The organism is Actinocatenispora rupis, assembly GCF_016861975.1.
GTDB lineage: Bacteria > Actinomycetota > Actinomycetes > Mycobacteriales > Micromonosporaceae > Actinocatenispora > Actinocatenispora rupis.
This window is the reverse complement of sequence record NZ_BOMB01000021.1, coordinates 230,506-249,662: the sequence shown is the minus strand read 5'-3', so window position 1 is coordinate 249,662 and position 19,157 is coordinate 230,506. Positions and strand designations below refer to the sequence as shown.

Genomic DNA, 19,157 nt, shown 5'->3' with positions numbered 1-19,157 from the left:
TAGCAAGACGGACGTACGGTTTACGAGAAAACGCGGTGCTGACAGCCCTGCTGAGGCTTGCCTAAGTCGGTCCCGGACCGGCCCGTGCGCGAGACTGCACCTGCATACCCAGGACGAAGGAGTACGACGTGGCGAGCCTCGACACCTTCGGCGCGAAGAGCGAACTGCGCGTAGGTGGCGACACCTACGAGATCTACCGGCTGGACTCGGTCGACGGGCAGGCCCGCCTGCCGTACAGCCTGAAGATCCTGCTGGAGAACCTGCTCCGCACCGAGGACGGCGCGAACATCACCGCCGAGCACATCCGCGCACTCGCGGGCTGGGATCCCGACGCCGAACCGAGCGTGGAGATCCAGTACACCCCGGCCCGGGTGCTGATGCAGGACTTCACCGGCGTGCCGTGCATCGTCGACCTCGCCACCATGCGCGAGGCCGTCCGCGAGCTGGGCGGCGACCCGTCGAAGGTCAACCCGCTCGCCCCCGCCGAGCTGGTCATCGACCACTCGGTCATCGCCGACATCTTCGGCCGCGAGGACGCGTTCGAGCGCAACGTCGAGCTGGAGTACGGGCGGAACAGGGAGCGCTACCAGTTCCTGCGCTGGGGCCAGACCGCGTTCGACGACTTCAAGGTCGTCCCGCCGGGCACCGGCATCGTGCACCAGGTCAACATCGAGTACCTGGCGCGCACGATCTTCTCGCGCGACGGTGTCGCGTACCCGGACACGCTGGTCGGTACCGACTCGCACACGACGATGGTCAACGGCCTCGGCGTGCTCGGCTGGGGCGTGGGCGGCATCGAGGCGGAGGCCGCGATGCTCGGCCAGCCGGTGTCGATGCTGATCCCGCGGGTGGTGGGCTTCAAGCTGTCCGGCCAGCTGCCCGACGGCGCGACCGCCACCGACCTGGTCCTGACGATCACCGAGATGCTGCGCAAGCACGGCGTCGTCGGCAAGTTCGTCGAGTTCTACGGGCCGGGCGTGTCCGCGGTGCCGCTGGCCAACCGCGCCACGATCGGCAACATGAGCCCGGAGTACGGGTCGACGTGCGCGATCTTCCCGATCGACGACGAGACCGTGCGCTACCTCAAGCTCACCGGGCGGGACGAGCGGCAGATCGCCCTCGTCGAGGCGTACGCCAAGGAGCAGGGGCTGTGGCACGACCCGGCCGCCGAGCCGGCGTACTCGGAGCGGCTGGAACTGGATCTGTCCACTGTGGAGCCGTCGCTCGCCGGGCCGAAGCGCCCGCAGGACCGGGTGCCGCTGGCCAGCGCCAAGTCGATGTTCCGCAACACGCTGAAGGACTACGTCTCGGACGAGGACCTCGCCGGGCAGGACGAGGCGGACGCCGAGTCGTTCCCGGCCAGCGACTCGCCGGCGTTCTCCGGTGACGACGCCGCCGGCGCGCCGCGCGTGCCGTCCGCGGCGAAGAACGGCCGGCCGAGCAGGCCCGTGCGGGTGACCGACGAGAACGGCACCGAGTTCGAGCTGGACCACGGCGCGGTGGTGATCGCCGCGATCACGTCCTGCACCAACACGTCCAACCCGCAGGTGATGGTGGGCGCGGCGCTGCTCGCGAAGAACGCGGTCGAGCGCGGCCTGAACCGTAAGCCGTGGGTGAAGACGACGCTCGCGCCGGGCTCGAAGGTCGTCATGGACTACTACGAGCGCGCCGGCCTCACGCCGTACCTGGACAAGCTGGGCTTCAACCTCGTCGGGTACGGCTGCACCACGTGCATCGGCAACTCCGGCCCGCTGCCCGACGCGATCAGCGCTGCGGTCAACGAGAACGACCTCACGGCCGTGTCCGTCCTGTCCGGCAACCGGAACTTCGAGGGCCGGATCAACCCGGACGTTAAGATGAACTACCTGGCCTCGCCGCCGCTCGTGGTGGCGTACGCGCTGGCCGGGACGATGGACATCGACTTCGAGACCGAGCCGCTCGGTACCGACACGGACGGCAAGCCGGTGTTCCTGCGCGACCTGTGGCCCTCCGGCCACGACATCGAGAACGTCATCGGTGGCGCGCTCGCGTCGCAGATGTTCTCCTCCGGCTACTCCGACGTGTTCGCCGGTGACCAGCGCTGGCAGTCGCTGCCGACGCCGACCGGCGACACGTTCGCCTGGGCCGACGAGTCGACGTACGTGCGGAAGCCCCCGTACTTCGAGGGCATGGCGCAGTCCCCCGCCCCGGTCGGCGACATCGCCGGCGCGCGGGTCCTGGCCAAGCTCGGCGACTCGGTCACCACCGACCACATCTCGCCGGCCGGTGCCATCAAGCCGGACTCCCCCGCCGGGAAGTACCTGTCGGAGCACGGCGTCGAGCGCCGCGACTTCAACTCGTACGGCTCGCGGCGCGGGAACCACGAGGTGATGATCCGCGGCACGTTCGCGAACATCCGGCTGCGCAACCAGCTCGTACCGGGTGTCGAGGGCGGGTTCACCAAGGACTTCACCACCGGCGAGCAGAACACCATCTACGACGCCGCGCAGAACTACGCGGCCGCCGGCACGCCGCTGGTCATCCTGTCCGGCAAGGAGTACGGGTCGGGCTCGTCGCGCGACTGGGCGGCCAAGGGCACCGTACTGCTCGGCGTACGCGCGGTCATCGCCGAGTCGTTCGAGCGGATCCACCGGTCGAACCTGATCGGCATGGGCGTGCTGCCGCTCCAGTACCCGGAGGGGCAGAACGCCGAGTCGCTCGGCCTGACCGGCGAGGAGACGTTCGCGATCACCGGCATCACCGCGCTGAACGACGGCGACACCCCGCGGACCGTGCACGTCACGGCCGGCGACGTCGAGTTCGACGCGGTCGTCCGGATCGACACGCCCGGCGAGGCCGACTACTACCGGCACGGCGGCATCCTGCAGTACGTGCTGCGCAAGATGCTCGCCAGCTGACCCACGCACCACTCGGAGGGCCCGCCACCCGGCGGGCCCTCCGTCGTCCGTACGGATCGGCACAACGGAGCCGGATCCGCCCCGGGCGACGGGCACCGTCCGGTCGACGGACGGCGACGGGTGCGGGAGTACCGCAGAATGGGGCGGGCGAAAGGGGGCCGACGTGCCGATGGCGGCGGACACGTGGGGAATCAGCGGGCCGGCGTTCCTCGGCCTGTACGCGGTGCTCGCGGTGGTGACGCTCGTCGTCGTCCTCGTGGCACGGCGGGCGGTGGTGCGGAGCGGTCCGCGGGACGTGCCGGCGGTGGACCTGGCGGCGACACCGGTCGACGCGGCGTACCTGAACAAGGGGCCGACGCTCGCGGTACTCGCGGCCTGCGGGGCGTTGAAGGCCGCGGGGGCGCTGGCCACCGACTCGCGCAGGACGGTCGTGGCGCGACCGGTCGACCTGCCGCCGGACCTGCCGCGACTCTCCTGGTACGTGTACCAGGCGGCGGCCCGGCCGGTCCGGCTCGGCGCGCTCCCCGCGCAGCCGGCGGTCGCGACGGAGCTGGCGGCGACCGCCGACCGGCTGACCCGCGCCGGGCTGCTCGTCACCGACTCCGCGCGGCGCGCGCAGCGGGGCATCGGCCTGCTGCTGGCCGCCGTACTCGGTCTCGGTGTGGTGCGGCTGGTGGCGGGCATCGACAACGGCCGCCCGGTCGGCAACCTGGTGCTGCTGCTGATCGCCGTCGCGATCGCCACGATCGCCTACCAGGTGACGGTCCGCCGCGCGACGCCCGCCGGCCAGCGCGCCCTCCAGCAGGTACGCCAGCGCAACCACGCGCTGTCGCCCGGCATGAAGCCCAGCTGGTCCAGCTACGGGCCGAACAAGGCGGCGCTGAGCGTCGGCGTGTTCGGGGTGGCCGCGTTGTGGGCCGCCGACCCGACGTTCGCCGGCGGTCTCGGGCTGAGCCAGCCGTCGTCGGGCGGCTCGGGCGGCTCGTCCGACAGCGGCTCCAGTTCGTCGAGTTGCGGCGGCGGGTCGAGCTGCGGCGGTGGCGGCGGCTGCGGCGGCTGACCCGCGGATCGCTTGCCGCGCCTGCCTTTCCGGTACTGGTGGGGACTGGTCCCCGGCCGGCTGCGGGACGCTGTGGTCGGGGTGGCCCGGGTCGGCGACGATGGCGACGGGGCGTACCACGGCGGAGCGGTGAGCCGGGCGGAGGTGGCGCGGTGCAGGGGTTCGCGGATGGCGCGTGGCGGATCGGGGACGGCGCGTTCCTGGTGGCGTACGTGGTGCTGGTCGTGGTGTCGACGGCGGGCGTGGCGCTGCTGCGCCGGGTCGTACCGGAGCGTCTGTCCACCATGGACGGTGTGGTGGCGCGGCTGGACGGGGCGCCGCTGGAGGTGGCGTACCTGAACGCGGGGCGGGATCTGGTGGTGCTGGCCGCGTGCGCGGCGCTGCGGGCGGTGGACGCGCTGGACGTGCGCGCCGACGGTGCGCTCGCCGCGCGGCCGGTGCCGCTGCCCGACGACCTGCCCCGGCTGTCCGTACGGGTGCACGCGGCGGCGGGCGACGGGCGGCACCAGCGGTACCTGCGGGCGCACCGGCGGATCGTGGACGAGCTGGACGCGGTCGCCGCGCGGGTCGGCCGGTTGGGCCTGACGCCGCAGGCGGTGCCGCGCTGGCGCCGGTACGCGTGGCTGGTCGCGCTGCCGGTCCTCGCGCTCGGGGTGGCCCGGCTGGTCGCCGGCACCGGCACGCCCGAGCAGGCGCTCTACCTGAAGCTGCTGATGCTGGTCGAGATCGTCGGCACGGTCGTCCTCACGATCCTCGTCGCCCCCCGCGTACGTGGCGGGCACGGGCACCGCAGCGCTGTCCTGCGGCGGCTGCGCGCCCGGCACGGGGACCTCGCGCCGGGGATGCGCCCGAGCTGGCGGACGTACGGGCCGGCCGGCGCGGCGCTCAGCGTCGCCCTGTACGGCCACGAGGCGGTGGCCGTCGCCGATCCCGACCTCGCCGCCCACCTGCCGGTACGCAAGGATGCGGTGATGCGGCGGGCGTTCCGGCCCAAGCCGGCCACCGGGTACGCGGCGGGCACCGCGGCGGCGTCCGGCGCGCTGTTCACCAGCGGTCTCGGCGGCGGGTGCGGCGGCGGTGACGCCGGGGGCCACGGATGTGGCGGGCACGGCTGCGGTGGTGGTGGCTGTGGCGGCGGCGGATGCGGGGGGTGCGGCGGATGATGCCGGAGCTGGGGGTCGGCATCGGCTGGCGGCCCGAGATCGCCGGCGTGGTACGGGATCTGCCCGGTCTGCGGTTCACCGAGGTGGTCGCCGAGTCGCTGCCGCCGGACGGTCCGCCCGCGCTGCTCGCCGCGCTCCGCGACCGCGACGTCACCGTCGTCCCGCACGGCACCCGGCTGTCCCTGGGCGGCGCCGACCCTGTCGACCCGGCGCGGGTGGCCCGGCTCGCCGCCGCCGCCGACGCGCTGTCCGCGCCGCTGGTCAGCGAGCATGTCGCGTTCGTCCGCGGCGGTGGCGTCGAGGCCGGCCACCTGCTGCCCGTCCCGCGTACCCGGGACTCCCTCGCCGTACTCGTCGCCAACGTCCGCGCCACGCAGGCCGAGCTGCCCGTACCGCTGGCGTTGGAGCCGATCGCGGCGCTGTTCGACTGGCCCGACGCGGAGTACGAGGAGGCGGACTTCCTGACCGAGCTGCTCGACCGGACCGGCGCGCTGCTGCTCCTCGACCTCGCCAACGTGTACGCCAACGCCCGCAACCGCGGCCAGGATCCAGCCGCGCTGCTCGACCGCCTCCCCCTCGACCGCGTCGCGTACGTGCACGTGGCCGGCGGGTCCGAGCACGACGGCCGGTACCACGACACGCACACCGACCCGACCCCGCCGGAGGTGTACGAGCTGGTGGCGGCCCTGTGCGCGCGGCGGCGCCCGCCGGCCCTGATGCTCGAACGCGACGGCCACTACCCGCCCGCCGCCGAGCTGCGCCGCGAACTCGACGCGCTGGCCGACGCCGCCGGGTACCCCCGGATCACCGGATGAACGCAGCGGTCCCCGACCCGCCGCCGCGCCCGGATCGGCGGATGGGCGAGCCGGCACCCGATGCGCGGGCGGAGTTGGCGGCGCGGCAGGCGGAGCTGGTCGCGGCACTGGTCGCCGGCGGTACGGTGCCGGCCGGGTTCGACGCCGACGACCTCGGGGTGGCCCGCCGGGCGTTGCTGCGCAAGCGATCCGGCGAGGTACGCCGGGTGTGGCCGCTGCTGGCCGGGTCGTGTCCGGACTTCGCGGCGACGTTCGCACAGTGGGCGGACGGCCGGGTGCCGGCGGGCGCGCTGCGGGACGGCTGGGACCTGGCGCGCGAGCTGGCCACGGCCGGCACGTTGCCCCCGCCGGCTGCCGCCGAACTGGCCGCCCGCGAGGCCACCGCCCGGTACGACGGGGAGTCCGCGCCACGCCGGCGCCGCCTCCCCGCGGTACGCCGGGTCGGCGGCGCCGTCGCCGTGCAGGCGTTCGGGCGGGTCAGGGTGTCCGGATGACGTCGATCAAGCTGGTCCAGTTGTCCGTGGCGTGACCTGCGGCGACGGCCCGGTCGTACAGGTCGCGGACGGCGGCGGGCAGGCCGGTGTGGAGGCCGGCGGCGTCGCTGGCGCCGACGACGTGGTCGGCCGTCGCCCCCATCATCCGGACGGTACTCAACGTCCCCGGGTGCTCGCCGCTGTCGATGTGCCCGGCCGCCGCCGGCAGGTACGCGGACAGCGAGTCGAACAGGTCCGCCGCCCACGGCGCGAACTCGGCGGCGCTCACCCCGGCGCTGCCGACCAGCGCCGTCGCGTGCAGGTACCCGGCGAGCGCGGTGAGGAACATGTCGAGGTTCGCCTGGTAGTACAGCTGGGCGAGGGCGGGGTCGGGGCCGAGCCGGTGCGGCCGACCGATCCGCGCCAGCACCCCCGCGTACTCGTCGAACGCGGCCTCGTCGCCCGAGTAGTAGACGTACGCGGCGTCGGTGCCGAGGAGCGGGGCGGGCACCATGACACCGCCGGCGACGAACCGGGCGCCGCGGCCGGCCGCCCACGTCGCGGCCTCGCGCGTGCGTTCCGGGGTGTCGGAGCTGAGGTTGACGAGCACCCGGCCGGCGAGGTCGACGTCGCCGAGGATGTCGTACATCGCCTGGTAGTCGGTGAGGCTGAGGATGGTCAGCGGGCTCGCCGCGACCGCCGCACCGGGACTCCCGGCCGGTACGGCACCGGCGGTGACGAGCTCGTCGGCGCGGCCCGGCGTACGGTTCCAGACGGTCGTCGGGTGGCCGGCGGCCAGCAGTGCGCGGGCCATCCCGCGACCCATCGGGCCCAGTCCGAGGACGGTGACGGGCGTGCTCATGCGGTCTCCTTCAACAGTTCGACGATGCCGGTGAGGTCCTCGTCCGGGTGGTCGGCGGCGCGGCGCCGCATCAGGTCACCGAGCGGGGCGAGCAGCCGCGGGTCGACGCCCTCCGCGCGGGCCGTGTCGGTGAGGTTGTCCCAGGCGGCGGCCTGCATGCCGAGGTTCGACACCACGTCGCGCCCGTACTCGCCGGCGTCGAGCTGCGCCGCGTACCGGCCGACGCCGCCGGCCATCGCGGTGAGCCAGCGGGTGAGCAGCGGGGCGAACCCGGTCGCGGACACCCCGGCGGCGCGTACGAGGGCGAGGGCGTGCAGGACGCCGCCGACCATGCCGTACATGCCGGACAGCAGGGCGATGTCGTGCAGCGCGGCGAGGCCGGGGTCGGCACCCAGGTAGCGCGCCTCGCCGAACGTCTCCAGCGCCGGCCGCGCCTCGTCGTACGCCGGGGCCGAGCCGCTGTACAGCACGAACGCGTGCGGCCCGCCGATGGTCGGCGGCACGGCCATGATCCCGCCGTCCAGGTAGCGGTCCGGCCCGTACGCGGTGGCGAGCGCGCGGGCCTGCGCGGGCGTGCCGTTGGTGAGGTTGACGAGGATCCTCCCGTCCAGCGGTACGCCGGTGAGTACCTCGTCGACGGTGTCGTTGGTGAGCAGGCAGGCCAGCACGATCCGGTGCGCGGCGACGGCGTCGGCGACCGTGGCGGCGCGGACGGCGCCGGCGGCGACCAGCTCGTCGTCCTTGCCGGGGGTGCGGTTCCAGACGGTGGTCGGGTGTCCGGCGGCGAGCAGCGTACGGGCCAGCGCCCGCCCCATCGCGCCGAGCCCGAGCACCGTGACCGGTGGGTTGTTCGTCATGCCCGCCACGGTGCGGCCCACCACTTACCGTCGGCTGCCGATCGGCTGACCGGCTACCGTTGCCGGCGTGCGATACGGGGTGCTCGGGCCGCTGGCGGTGTGGACCGACGCCGGCGTTCCGGTTCCCGTACCGGGCGCCAAGGTCCGTGCCCTCCTCACCGACCTCCTCCGGTACGCGGGGCGTCCGGTGCCGCCCGACCGGCTCGTCGCCGACCTGTGGGGTGACGCCGCGCCGGGCAACCCGACCGCCGCGCTCCAGGCGAAGGTGTCGCAGCTGCGCCGCGCGCTCGGCGACCGCGACCTCGTCCGCTACGGCCCGGCCGGGTACGCGTTGCGGCTGGCGGACGGCGAGCTGGACGCGGACCGGTTCACCGCCGCGGTGGCGGCCGCCCGGCAGGCGACCGATCCGGCGACCCGGGCGGCCGGGCTGGCCGCGGCGCTGGAGGTGTGGCGCGGCGAGGCGTACGCGGACGTCGCGGACGAACCGTACGCGCGGGCCGAGATCCAGCGGCTCACCGAGGCCCGGCTGGCGGCGACCGAGGACCTGGCCGAGGCACGGCTGGAGCTGGGCGAGCCGGTCGACCTCGCGGACCTGACCGCCGCGTACCCGCTGCGGGAACGGCTGCACGAACTGTCGCTGCGCGCGCTCTACCGGTCCGGCCGCGTCGCCGAGGCGCTGACGTCGTACGCGGGGCTGCGCGCCCGGCTGGCCGACGAGCTGGGTACCGATCCGGGGCCGCGGCTCGTCGCGCTGCACCGGGCGATCCTGCGCCAGGACCCGACGCTGGACCCGCCGCGCCCCACCGGTACGCCGCTGCCCGTGCCGCTGACCGCGCTGGTCGGCCGGGACGACGCGGTACGCGAGGTCGTCGACCGGCTCGGCGCCGCCCGGCTCGTCACCCTGACGGGGCCGGGCGGGGTGGGCAAGACCCGGCTGGCGCTCGCCGCCGCCACCGCCCTCGCCGCGGACGTACCGGACGGGGTGTGGTTGGTGGACCTCACCGGAACGTCGGCCGACCCGGGCGGGGTCGCGGAGGCCGTCGCGGCGGCCCTCGGCGTACGGGACGCGGGTGGTGGCGCGCTGCCCGACCGGCTCGCCGCCGCCGTCCGCGCCCGCCGCGCCCTGCTCGTCCTCGACAACTGCGAACACGTACTGGCGCCCGCCGCGGAGCTGGCCGACCACCTGCTCCGGGCCGCGCCGGGGCTGCGCGTCCTGGCGACCGGTCAGGCGCCGCTCGGCATCCCCGGCGAGATCCGGTACGCCGTCGGCCCGCTGCCGCCCGCCGACGCGGTACGGCTGTTCGTGGAGCGGGCCGCTGCGGCCGGGGCGCTCGTGGACCCGGCGGACCCCGCGGTGGCGGCGATCTGCGCCCGGCTCGACGGCGTACCGCTGGCGTTGGAGCTGGCCGCGCCGCGGCTCGCCGCGTTCGGTCCGGGCGAGCTGGCGGCCCGGCTCGACGACCGGTTCCGGCTGCTCGACGGCCGGCGCGGCACCCCGGCGCGGCACCACAGCCTGCGCGCGATGCTCGACTGGAGCTGGGACCTGCTCGCCGACCCGGACCGCGTACTCCTGCGCCGGCTCGCGGTCACCGCGGGCGGCTGGACCCTGCCCGCCGCCGTACGGATCGGCGCCGGCGGCGCGGTCACCGCCGCGGACGTACCGGGGATGCTGGCCGGGCTGGTGGAGCGGTCGCTGGTGGTCGCCGCACCGGACGGGCGTTACCGGATGCTGGAGTCGGTCGCGGCGTACGCGACGGACCGGTTGGCGGAGTCGGGTGACGGGCCGGCCGCCCGGCTCGCCCACCGGGAGTGGTACCTGGCGCTGGCCGAGCGCGCCGACCCGCTGCTGCGCGGCGCCGACCAGCGCCGCTGGCTGGCCACCCTCGACGCGGAGACGCCGAACCTGCGCGCCGCGCTCGACCACGCCGTCGACCGCGGCGCCGCGGCCGACGCGTACCGGATGGTCCGGGCCCTGTGGTGGTACTGGTTCCTGCGCGGGCGGCTCGGCGAGGCGCACCGCGCGCTGTCCGCCGCCCTCGCCGTCCCGGCCACCCCGGGTACGGAAAGGCTTGCGGTGGCGGCGATCCGGGCCGTCGTCGCCGTACTCCTCGGCGACGGTACTGGCCTGCTCGGCCCGGCGGAACGGGCGGTGGCGGCGCTGCCCGCCGGCCGGGACCGGGCGTACGCGGAGTGGTTCCTGGCGATGGCCGCGGTGGGGGCCGGCGACCCGGCCGAGAGCGAGCGACGGATCGGGCGGGCCGCGGCGTGGTTCGAGGCGGCCGGCGACCGCTGGGGCACGGCCGCGGCGCTCACCAGCCGGGCCTCGCAGATCCTGCCGACCGGCGACCTGCCCGGCGCCCGCCGCGCCGCCGAACGCTCGGCCGCGCTGTTCGCCGAGCTGGGCGACGGCTGGGGACTGATCCGTTCCGGCGAGCTGCTCGCCTCGTTCGCGGAGATCGCCGGCGACCACGCACGCGCCGGGGAGCTGCGCCGCCGGTCGCTGCGGCACGCACGGGAGCTGGGCCTCACCATCGAGGAGTCGTACCAGGTGGCGGGGCTCGGCCGGCTCGCGCTGCTGGCCGGCGACCTCGACGGCTCGGCGGCGCTGCACGGCACCGCGATGCGGCTCGCCGCCGAACAGTCCCACCAGCGCGGCGTGCAGTTCGCCGAGGTCGGGCTCGGCATGACCGCCCGCCGCCAGGGCCGCCTCGACGACGCCGAACGGCACCTCACCCGCTGGCTCGACTGGTGCCGTGACCTCGACGGACACCCCGGCACCACGCTGATCCTCGCCGAACTCGGCTTCGTCGCCGAGCACCGCGGCGACGCCAGCACCGCCCGCGCCCGCCACGCAGAGAGCCTCCGGTACGCGCGCCGCACCGGTGACCCGCGCGCCGTCGCCCTCGCGTACGAGGGGCTGGCCGGTGCCGCGGTACTCGCCGGCGACCCGCGGCACGCCGCCGAACTCCTCGGCGCCGCCGCGTACGCCCGCGAGTCCGTCGGCGCGCCGCTCCCACCCGCCGAACGCGGCGACGTCGACCGCATCACCGCCGCCGCCCGCGCCGCCCTCACCCCCGCCACCTTCACCACCGCGTACGCCACCGGCACAGCGAGCGGTGCGCCCGGTGCCGGTGTGGCACCCGGCTCGCCCGGACCGGTCGCGGCCGGCGACGGTGCGGACGTCCCCGGCAACTCGGGCGAGAGCGCGAGCGCGGGCGCGAGTCGATCCCCCGACACGACAAGCGACACGAACCGCGCCAGCGACCGGATCCCCTGACACCACAAGCGATGCGGGCGGCGGAGGCGTGACCGGGCGGTCAGGCGGCGAGGGCGGGGGCGTCCCAGTCGATGCGGTAGCCGTACTGCCAGGCCATCTTCTCGGGCTTGGCGAACGCGCGCATCGCGACCGGCATGAGCAGGTCGCGCAGCACCCGGGCCACCGGGCCGGCGGCCTTGTCGGAGTTGGTACGGGCGCCCATCGCGATGATGCGCTCGACGCGTTCCCGCCGCAGCGTCTCGTACGCGGTGAAGGCGGGGCCGGGCGGCAGGTCGCGCAGGCAGCGGCCGAGCTGGACGGCGGACTCGACGGCGAGCGACGCGCCCTGCCCGGAACTCGGCGAGGTGGCGTGCGCGGCGTCGCCGACGAGGACGACCCGGCCGCGGTGCCAGGTCGGTACCCGGGGCAGGTCCTCGACGGGGCCGACGAGCAGCAGGTCGGCGGGGTCGGTGCGGGCGAGCAGGTCGGGCGCCCGGGTACGGTCCCCGCGGAACGTCTCGCGCAGCTCGGCCAGCCAGCGTTCGGCGGGCACGGCGCGCTGCTCGGCCAGCGACAGGTACTCGTGCGGCAGGTTCACGAACCAGCCGCCGGTGCCGTCGTCGTACGCCTGGTAGCCGCAGAACGCGCGGCGGCCGAACACCATGTGCATCGCGCCGTGCGTGGACGGCCCGGCGTCGGTGACGTACGCGCCGAAGTTGAGCAGCCCGCCGTACCGCGGGGTGGGGGCGGCCGGGTCGATGAGGCCGCGGGTGGTGGACCGGATGCCGTCCGCGCCGACGAGGATGTCGCCGGTCGCGGTGGTCCCGTCGGCGAACGTGGCGGTCACCGCGCTGCCGCTGTCGGCCAGCCCGACGAGTCGCCTGCCGTGCTCGACGCGGATGCCGCGCGCGGTGGCCTCGTCGTACAGGGCGCGGTAGAGGTCGCTGCGCGCGACGACGCGTTGCGGTGGCAGGCCGGACGGCATCCGCAGGTCGGCCAGGTTCTTGCCGGTCCAGCTGCGGATGGCCATCGCGGTCATCGGCCGGGCGATGCCGTCGAGTACGTGCCCGGCGGCGAGGACGTCCAGCGCGGCCTGCCCGTTCGGGGCGATGCTGAGCATGGCGCCGACACCGTCGGCGGTCGAGTCGTACGCCTCGTACACGGTGGCCTCGATGCCGGCCCGCTGCAACGCCATCGCCGTCACCGGCCCGGCGATGCCGCCACCGACCACGACGGCCGTGGAGGTCTCGGTCATGTCTTCTCGTGCCCTTCGGCTGCGGGGGCGGGCTCGTGGTGGAACTCCGCCCAGGTCCGGCCCCACTCGGTGGCCGGGTCGGTGATCCGGTCGCGGAACGACCCGACGAACTCCACCTCCGCGTCCAGCAGCGCCAGCCGGTACTCCTCCTCCACGAGGAACAGCCCCGGTACGCCCTGCGCGAGCGAGTCGTCGATGAGGCGCCGGATCTCGGTCCGCTGCTCGGCGAGGCGGTCGAGCCGCTCGGCGAACAGCGCCAGCACCTCGCTGGGCGGCAGCGCGCCGATCAGCGACAGCGCCGCCACGAACTGCGGGTACTCGTGCTTCGGGTCGCCGACCAGGTCGCGCAGCCAGTCGCGCAGCTCGGCGCGGCCGGCGTCGGTCAGCGCGTAGACGGTGCGTTCGGGGCGTTGGCCCTCGCGGTGGGTCTCCTGCGCGGTGATGAAGCCGGCCTTGGCGAGCTGCCCCACCACCATGTACAGCGACCCGTGGTTGTACTTGATGCTCCGCGCGTCGTCGTTGTCCCGCAGCGTGCGGCTCAACTCGTACGGGTGCATGGGTCGCTGACTGAGGTAGGACAGCACCGCCAGGGCGAGCAGGTTGCCGACCTTCCGCTTCGTTGCCATCGATCGTTCCTCCGAAAGACGCGCCGTCCGACTCGTGCTCAGACGGTACGGTCGTCGGTCCGGGTCGGGTCGTCGACGGTCGGCACGCCACCCTCACGGTGCGCGCGCCGCAGGTCCGCCACGTACTCCCGGGTGAACATGGCGGCGAGCTGGGCGACGCCGCCGCGGTTGATCCGCACTTCGGCGTGCCGCAGCGTGCCGGTCAGTACGACGCGGCGGCCGCCGGGCGTGGCCGGGCCGGCGGCGTCCTTCACCTTGCCGCGGCCGTCGATCCGCAGGTTCCAGTCGTCGACGACGGCGTCCTCGGGCAGCAGCAGCTTGAGCGTCGCGTGGTCGAGGTCGACGGCGACCTCGACGTCGCCGGCCGGGATCTGCGGTGACCGCAGGTCGAGCAGGGCGGTGCCGCGGTGGGCCCGCACCTCGAACGCGCGCTCGGTGGTCCAGTGCCCGAGCCGCCGGGTGGCGGTGTGGTTGGCCGGGATGCGGACGGGGCTCTCGGTGGTGGTCATCGCGGTGTCCTCTCGGATCGGAACCAACTGGTTGACTCCAACTATCCACAACCAACTAGTCATAGTCAACTACTTTGCCAAGATCTTGCGTACGGGCCGGGCCCGGCGCGCGTTAGGTTTGCCGGCGTGACCTCGCCCCACGCCCACCTGCGGACCGAACGGCTCGACCTGCGCGCGGTGTCGTACGACGACCTGGCGCCGATGTACGAGCTGCACGCCGACCCCGAGGGCTGGCACCACTTCCCGGCCGGCCGGCACACCGAGATCGGCACCACGCGCGCGTTCCTGGAGCTGGTCGTCGACGGCTGGCGGGCGGACGGCCTGAGCTACTGGACGGTCCGGCCGCGCGACGCGGAGACGGTGATCGGGCTCGGCGGTGTACGCCGGCTGCCGGACGGCACGTGGAACCTGGCGTACCGGTTCGCGACGTCGGCCCGCGGCCACGGGTACGCGCAGGAGGTGGCGCGGGCCGGGCTCGCGGCGGCCGGCGAGGTCGACCCGGCGCAGCCGGTGGTGGCGTGGATCGACGAGACCAACCCGGCCTCGGTACGGGTCGCCGAGCGGATCGGCCTGGCGTACCAGGGAAAGCGGACGAACGCGGACGGCACGCTCATGCTGGTGTACGCGGACCGTCCGCTGCCGGCAGAGCCGTCAGGAACCGCGTGAGGATCCGCCGGTACGGCGCGACCGTCGTCAGGTCGGCGTACTCGTCGGGCCCGTGCTGTCCCCCGCCGCCGATGCCGAACACGACCGTGTCGACGCCGCGCGCCGCGTAGTGCCGGGAGTCGGCGGCGCCGTGCTTGCGCAGGAAGCCACCCGGGTACCCCTCGGCGCGGGCCGCGGCGCGCAGTGCCACCACCTCGGCGCGGTCCTCGGCGGTGTGGTGCGGCGGGTCCAGCCGGTCCACCCGCACCAGTACGCCGTCGGTGCACAGCGCGGCGAGGTGCGCCGCCACCTGCTCCGGCGTACGCCCGGCGAGGTCGGGGTCCTCCGGCGGGAACCGTACGTCGAGCCGGGCCTCCGCGTACGCGGGGACCTGGTTGACGGCGGTGTTGTCGGTGGCGATCCGGGCCAGGTTGACGGTGGTGCGCCAGACCTCGCCGGCCGGCACCGGGTAGTGGCGCAGCAGTTCCTGCACGCTGCCGGTCAGCTTCACCAGCGCGTTGTCCCCCAGCCACGGGTACGCCCCGTGCGCGGCGCGGCCGTCCGCCGTCAGCGTGACGTCGGCGATCCCCTTCGACTCGACGACCAGCGCCAGCCCGCTGTGCTCCCCGATCACCACGAACCGCCCGCGTACTCCGGCGGCGAGCTGGTGCGCGGTCCCGTCGTACCCGCCGGTCTCCTCGTCGGTGACCAGTTGCAGCGCCACCGGGTACGGCAGGTCGCGCGCCAGCGCACGGAACACGTACGCCTGGGCGAGCGCGGTGACCTTCATGTCCTGCGCGCCCCGGGCGTACAGCCGGTCGCCGTCGCGGCGCGGCACGAACTGCTCCGGCCGCCCCGGTACGACGTCGAGATGGGAGTTGAGGATCACCCGGAACTCGGGCCGCCGCCGGGCCGGCGGGTACACGAGGGCGCTGGGGCGGTCGCCGGAGGTGAACCGTTCGACGGTGAAGCCGGGGCCGACGACGTCGAGTACCAGGTCGAGGGCGTGGCGGAGGGCGCGCGGGGACGCGGCGGTGGACTGCACGGCGAGCAACGCCTCCGCGTCCGCCAGCAGCGCCTCGTCCACGCCGTCATCCTGCCATCGCCGGCCGCGGCGTCAGCGCAGTTCGAACCGGCCGCCGGACGAGATGAACTCGGCGGCGGTGTCGACCAGCTCCATCCGCGGCGTCGTACCCAGGCGGCGCAGTTCGTCGAGGATCGCCTGCCGGACGATCGGGACGGGCCGGCGGGCATGGGTACGGTGCACGTGGTCGAACACGGACTGGTACCGGACGCGGACGAAACGGCGGATCTCGGCCTCCAGATCGATCATCCGTTGAGGCTATGACTGGACATGGATGGGACAGATCAGCCGATTGGTCAGATTCGCGGGCCCGCCAAGATCGGAGTTAGGCTTACCTCACCTGGCGGCCTCGTGGCCGTCCCCCTCACCGCACGGAGGCTTGGATGCCCGAGAAGGCCGGGCGCGGGCGCACCACGCGCCTGACGGTGCTGCGCACCGAGTGGCTCACCCCGCACCTGGTACGGATCGTGGCGGGCGGGCCGGAGCTGGCGGAGTTCACGCCGAACGCGTACTCCGACCAGTACGTGAAGATCATCTTCCGGCGGCCGGGGGTGGACTACCCCGAGCCGTTCGACATGGCGAGCGCGCGCGAGCAGCTGCCGCGCGAGCAGTGGCCGGTACTGCGGACGTACACGGTGCGGCGGTGCACCGACGACGAGCTCGTCCTCGACTTCGTGTACCACGGGGAGGAGGGTCTGGCCGGGCCGTGGGCCGCCGGGCTCAAGCCGGGCGACGAGGTGCTGTTCCTCGGCCCCGGTGGGGCGTACGCGCCGGACCAGGCGGCCGACTGGCACCTGCTGGTGGGTGACGAGGCGGCCCTGCCGGCGATCGCGGCGGCGCTGGAGCGCGTCCCGGCCGGCGTACCGGCGTGGGCGTTCGTCGAGGTGGCCGGGCCGGACGAGGAGCTGCCGCTCGACACCGGCGACGCGACCACCGTGCGCTGGCTGCACCGCGGTACGGGCGACACGCTGCCCGCCGCGGTCCGCGCGCTCGACCTGCCCACCGGCCGCGGCCAGGTGTTCGTACACGGCGAGGCCGGCATGGTGAAGGAGCTGCGCGGCCACCTGTTCGGCACGCTCGGCCTCGACCGCGACCAGGTCTCCATCTCCGGGTACTGGCGGCGCGGCATGGACGACGAGGCGTTCCGGGTCGCCAAGCGCGCCGAACGGGAGGCCGAGGAGAACGGCGCCGCCTGACCGCCCGGCGGTACCGCGCGGGTGTCCGTCGACCGGGTGATTCCGGTGTGTCGCGGTCGAAGGCGATAGACCCGTGCCGGCGGTACTCCCGGGCGACGGACCGGGCGTGACCTCGGGCGGCCGGTCCGGGTGGGGCCGTACGGACGGCCGATGGGGACCGGGACGCATCGGGCGCACCATGGCCGGGAGGTGCCCTGGCGCGGTCGCGGGGGGCGAGCGCGCGACGGCACCAGGGGGGCTGTCATGAGTCGTGCGCTCGGGCGCATCGGTACCGGAAAGTGGAGCAGGTTCGCGGTCGTACTGTTCTGGCTCGTCGTGGTGGCGGCGCTGGGCTCGATGGCGGGCAAGCTGACCGGGGTCGAGAAGAACGAGGCGAAGTCGTGGCTGCCGGGCAGCGCGGAGTCCACCCAGGTACTCGCCGTCCAGTCCCGGTTCTCGTCGCCGAACACGCTGCCGGCGGTCCTCGTGTACACGCGGTCGACCGGGCTGACCCGGGCGGATCTGGTGAAGGCGGCGGCGGACGCGCGCGCCTTCGGCCGGTTCGGTTCGCTGGACGGGAAGGTCGTCGGGCCGGTGCCGTCCCGGGACGGCAAGGCCGCGCAGACGGTGATCCCGCTCAACCTCGGCAGTAACGGCTGGTCGAAGGCTGGCACCGAGGTCGACCGGATCCGTACGATCGCGACGGCCGGCGCCGCGGGGATGACGGTGCACGTCACCGGGCCGGCGGGCAGTGCGGCGGACTCGTCCAAGGCGTTCTCCGGCATCGACAGCACCCTGCTGTACGCGACGGTCGGCGTGGTCGTGGTGATCCTGCTGCTGACGTACCGGAGTCCGATGTTGTGGCTGCTGCCGGTGGTGTCGGCCGGGGTGGCGCTGGCGGTCGCCCAGGGCGTGATCTACCTGCTGGCGCGGTACGCGCACCTGACGGTGAACGCGCAGAGCGCCGGCATCCTGACCGTACTGGTGTTCGGGGCCGGCACCGACTACGCGTTGCTGCTGATCGCCCGGTACCGGGAGGAGTTGCGCCGGCACACCGACCGGCGCGAGGCGATGGCGGTGGCGCTGCACCGGGCCGGGCCGGCGATCCTGGCCAGCGGCTGCACCGTGATCGTCGGGATGCTGTGCCTGCTGGTCGCGGAGACGAACTCGACGCGCGGGCTGGGGCCGGTCGCCGCGATCGGCATCTTCGTGGCGCTCGCGGTGATGCTGACGCTGCTGCCGGCGCTGCTGGTGATCGTCGGCCGCTGGGTGTTCTGGCCGGCCGTCCCGCGGTACGGCTCGCCCGAGCCGACGAGCCGCGGCCTGTGGGCACGGACCGGCGCCCGGATCGCCCGCCGCCCCCGCTGGACCTGGATCACCACCGCCGTCGTACTGGGCACGCTGTCGATCGGACTGGTCACGCTGGACGCGACCGGGCTGACGAACGCGGAGTCGTACCGGGGGCATCCGGACTCGGTGGCCGGTGAACGGGCGCTCGCCGCGCACTTCCCGGCCGGCGCGGGCAGTCCGGTGGTGGTCGTCGCGCACAGCGCGCGGGCGACGGCGGTACGCGCCGCGTTCGCCACCACGCAGGGCATCGACCCCGCGACCGTCACCCCGCCGATCAGCCGCGGCGGCACCGCGTACCTGCAGGGGACGTTGACGTCGGCGCCGGACAGCCAGGCCGCGTACGACACGATCGACCGGGTGCGGGACCGGGTGCACGCGATACCGGACGCGCACGCGCAGGTCGGCGGGAACACCGCGATCAACCTGGACGTGCAGCGGGCCGCCGCCCGGGACCGGAACCTGATCATCCCGATCGTCCTGGCCGTGGTGTTCGTGATCCTGGCGCTGCTGCTGCGCGCGGTACTCGGGCCGCTGATCCTGATCGGCACCGTGGTGCTGTCGTTCGCCGCCGCGCTCGGCGCCAGCGCGCTCGTCTTCAGGTACGTGTTCGGGTTCGGCGGCGCGGACACGTCGCTGCCGCTGTTCGTGTTCGTGTTCCTGGTGGCGCTGGGGATCGACTACAACATCTTCCTGATGACCCGGGTACGGGAGGAGTCCGCCCGGGTCGGTACGAGACGCGCCGCGGTGGTCGGGCTCGCCGCGACCGGTGGCGTGATCACGTCGGCCGGGCTGGTCCTCGCCGGCACCTTCGCGGTACTCGCGACCCTGCCGCTGACGGCGTTCGCGGAGATCGGGTTCGCGGTGGCGCTGGGCGTCCTGCTGGACACGATCGTGGTGCGCTCGATCCTGGTCACGGCGCTGAACCTGGACATCGGGCGGCACATCTGGTGGCCGGGGAAGCTGTCCCGGGCGCCGGAGGCCGGGTCGGTCGAGACGGCCGGAGAGCCCAGCCGGGTCGGTCGGTGACGTGCATGCCCGTACCCGGCGGGGGACGCGGGAAAGGCCGCTCGACAGATACCGTGGGTGGACAGGCCCGTCACGGTACGGGTAGCGCGGCACGATCGGGGCGG

The 19,157-nt window shown here is 74.6% G+C and carries 16 protein-coding genes; 9 read left to right on the top strand and 7 right to left on the bottom strand.

Going from position 1 to position 19,157, the window contains the following annotated elements; all coding sequences use genetic code 11:
• Positions 1–128: 128 nt before the first annotated feature.
• The 5 genes from acnA to Aru02nite_RS19060 all read left to right on the top strand — a co-directional run bounded on the left by acnA (position 129) and on the right by Aru02nite_RS19060 (position 6,429).
• Positions 129–2,897: an aconitate hydratase AcnA gene (gene acnA, locus Aru02nite_RS19080; RefSeq protein WP_203659494.1), complete on the top strand. Its 2,769-nt coding sequence runs from the start codon at positions 129–131 to the stop codon at positions 2,895–2,897.
• Positions 2,898–3,066: 169 nt separating this feature from the next.
• Entirely contained in the window at positions 3,067–3,957 is an 891-nt protein-coding gene (locus tag Aru02nite_RS19075) for a TIGR04222 domain-containing membrane protein (RefSeq protein ID WP_239076802.1), read from the top strand.
• 152 nt (positions 3,958–4,109) lie between these two features.
• Positions 4,110–5,120 (top strand): TIGR04222 domain-containing membrane protein, encoded by a 1,011-nt coding sequence (locus Aru02nite_RS19070; protein WP_203659490.1) that lies wholly within the window; start codon positions 4,110–4,112, stop codon positions 5,118–5,120.
• On the top strand, positions 5,117–5,935 hold the full coding sequence (locus Aru02nite_RS19065) for an MbnB/TglH/ChrH family RiPP precursor modification enzyme (RefSeq protein WP_203659488.1): 819 nt from the start codon (positions 5,117–5,119) through the stop codon (positions 5,933–5,935). The genes Aru02nite_RS19070 and Aru02nite_RS19065 overlap by 4 nt, the downstream gene beginning before the upstream one ends.
• A gap of 41 nt (positions 5,936–5,976) precedes the next feature.
• On the top strand, positions 5,977–6,429 hold the full coding sequence (locus Aru02nite_RS19060) for an SCO6045 C-terminal-like domain-containing protein (RefSeq protein ID WP_203659706.1): 453 nt from the start codon (positions 5,977–5,979) through the stop codon (positions 6,427–6,429).
• Here Aru02nite_RS19060 and Aru02nite_RS19055 read toward each other — a convergent pair.
• A complete protein-coding gene (locus Aru02nite_RS19055; RefSeq protein WP_203659486.1) occupies positions 6,413–7,270 on the bottom strand; it encodes an NAD(P)-dependent oxidoreductase in 858 nt (285 codons plus the stop codon). The two genes, Aru02nite_RS19060 and Aru02nite_RS19055, sit on opposite strands and share 17 nt — an antisense overlap.
• Entirely contained in the window at positions 7,267–8,127 is an 861-nt protein-coding gene (locus Aru02nite_RS19050; RefSeq protein ID WP_203659484.1) for an NAD(P)-dependent oxidoreductase, read from the bottom strand. Before Aru02nite_RS19050 ends, Aru02nite_RS19055 begins: the two co-directional genes overlap by 4 nt.
• Before the next feature lie 67 nt (positions 8,128–8,194).
• Here Aru02nite_RS19050 and Aru02nite_RS19045 point away from each other — a divergent pair, with 67 nt between their 5' ends.
• Positions 8,195–11,404, top strand: coding sequence for an AfsR/SARP family transcriptional regulator (locus Aru02nite_RS19045; RefSeq protein WP_203659482.1), 3,210 nt, complete (start codon positions 8,195–8,197; stop codon positions 11,402–11,404).
• A gap of 40 nt (positions 11,405–11,444) precedes the next feature.
• On the opposite strand, the gene Aru02nite_RS19040 is transcribed toward Aru02nite_RS19045, so the two are convergent.
• The 3 genes from Aru02nite_RS19040 to Aru02nite_RS19030 are packed head-to-tail and all read right to left on the bottom strand — an operon-like array spanning position 11,445 to position 13,773.
• Positions 11,445–12,638, bottom strand: a complete 1,194-nt coding sequence (locus Aru02nite_RS19040) for an FAD-dependent oxidoreductase (protein WP_203659480.1) — start codon at positions 12,636–12,638, stop codon at positions 11,445–11,447.
• Positions 12,635–13,264, bottom strand: coding sequence for a PadR family transcriptional regulator (locus Aru02nite_RS19035; protein ID WP_203659478.1), 630 nt, complete (start codon positions 13,262–13,264; stop codon positions 12,635–12,637). The genes Aru02nite_RS19040 and Aru02nite_RS19035 overlap by 4 nt, the downstream gene beginning before the upstream one ends.
• A gap of 38 nt (positions 13,265–13,302) precedes the next feature.
• Positions 13,303–13,773 carry a hypothetical protein gene (locus tag Aru02nite_RS19030; RefSeq protein ID WP_203659476.1) on the bottom strand — a complete coding sequence of 157 codons (471 nt, stop codon included), beginning with the start codon at positions 13,771–13,773 and terminating at the stop codon, positions 13,303–13,305.
• Between the two features lie 126 nt (positions 13,774–13,899).
• Here Aru02nite_RS19030 and Aru02nite_RS19025 point away from each other — a divergent pair, with 126 nt between their 5' ends.
• Positions 13,900–14,439 carry a GNAT family N-acetyltransferase gene (locus Aru02nite_RS19025; protein ID WP_203659474.1) on the top strand — a complete coding sequence of 180 codons (540 nt, stop codon included), beginning with the start codon at positions 13,900–13,902 and terminating at the stop codon, positions 14,437–14,439.
• Here Aru02nite_RS19025 and Aru02nite_RS19020 read toward each other — a convergent pair.
• Both Aru02nite_RS19020 and Aru02nite_RS19015 read right to left on the bottom strand, forming a co-directional pair.
• A complete protein-coding gene (locus Aru02nite_RS19020) occupies positions 14,384–15,505 on the bottom strand; it encodes a M20 family metallopeptidase (protein WP_203659472.1) in 1,122 nt (373 codons plus the stop codon). The genes Aru02nite_RS19025 and Aru02nite_RS19020 overlap by 56 nt on opposite strands.
• Before the next feature lie 30 nt (positions 15,506–15,535).
• Positions 15,536–15,751 (bottom strand): hypothetical protein, encoded by a 216-nt coding sequence (locus Aru02nite_RS19015; protein ID WP_203659470.1) that lies wholly within the window; start codon positions 15,749–15,751, stop codon positions 15,536–15,538.
• A gap of 134 nt (positions 15,752–15,885) precedes the next feature.
• Between Aru02nite_RS19015 and Aru02nite_RS19010 the strand changes: the two genes are divergently transcribed.
• Together Aru02nite_RS19010 and Aru02nite_RS19005 are read left to right on the top strand one after the other, a co-directional pair.
• The gene (locus tag Aru02nite_RS19010) at positions 15,886–16,698 is read left to right on the top strand and encodes a siderophore-interacting protein (protein WP_203659468.1); all 813 of its coding nucleotides are present in this window, start codon (positions 15,886–15,888) and stop codon (positions 16,696–16,698) included.
• 243 nt (positions 16,699–16,941) lie between these two features.
• Positions 16,942–19,053 (top strand): MMPL family transporter, encoded by a 2,112-nt coding sequence (locus Aru02nite_RS19005; RefSeq protein ID WP_203659466.1) that lies wholly within the window; start codon positions 16,942–16,944, stop codon positions 19,051–19,053.
• Positions 19,054–19,157: the final 104 nt, after the last annotated feature.

Bases quoted from the DNA above. Each gene is read 5' to 3' on its own strand.
- Aru02nite_RS19075 (WP_239076802.1), top strand. From the start codon at position 3,067: ATGGCGGCGGACACGTGGGGAATCAGCGGGCCGGCGTTCCTCGGCCTG.
- Aru02nite_RS19065 (WP_203659488.1), top strand. From the start codon at position 5,117: ATGATGCCGGAGCTGGGGGTCGGCATCGGCTGGCGGCCCGAGATCGCC.
- Aru02nite_RS19060 (WP_203659706.1), top strand. From the start codon at position 5,977: ATGGGCGAGCCGGCACCCGATGCGCGGGCGGAGTTGGCGGCGCGGCAG.
- Aru02nite_RS19055 (WP_203659486.1), bottom strand. From the start codon at position 7,270: ATGAGCACGCCCGTCACCGTCCTCGGACTGGGCCCGATGGGTCGCGGG.
- Aru02nite_RS19050 (WP_203659484.1), bottom strand. From the start codon at position 8,127: ATGACGAACAACCCACCGGTCACGGTGCTCGGGCTCGGCGCGATGGGG.
- Aru02nite_RS19040 (WP_203659480.1), bottom strand. From the start codon at position 12,638: ATGACCGAGACCTCCACGGCCGTCGTGGTCGGTGGCGGCATCGCCGGG.
- Aru02nite_RS19035 (WP_203659478.1), bottom strand. From the start codon at position 13,264: ATGGCAACGAAGCGGAAGGTCGGCAACCTGCTCGCCCTGGCGGTGCTG.
- Aru02nite_RS19030 (WP_203659476.1), bottom strand. From the start codon at position 13,773: ATGACCACCACCGAGAGCCCCGTCCGCATCCCGGCCAACCACACCGCC.
- Aru02nite_RS19015 (WP_203659470.1), bottom strand. From the start codon at position 15,751: ATGATCGATCTGGAGGCCGAGATCCGCCGTTTCGTCCGCGTCCGGTAC.
- Aru02nite_RS19010 (WP_203659468.1), top strand. From the start codon at position 15,886: ATGCCCGAGAAGGCCGGGCGCGGGCGCACCACGCGCCTGACGGTGCTG.
- Aru02nite_RS19005 (WP_203659466.1), top strand. From the start codon at position 16,942: ATGAGTCGTGCGCTCGGGCGCATCGGTACCGGAAAGTGGAGCAGGTTC.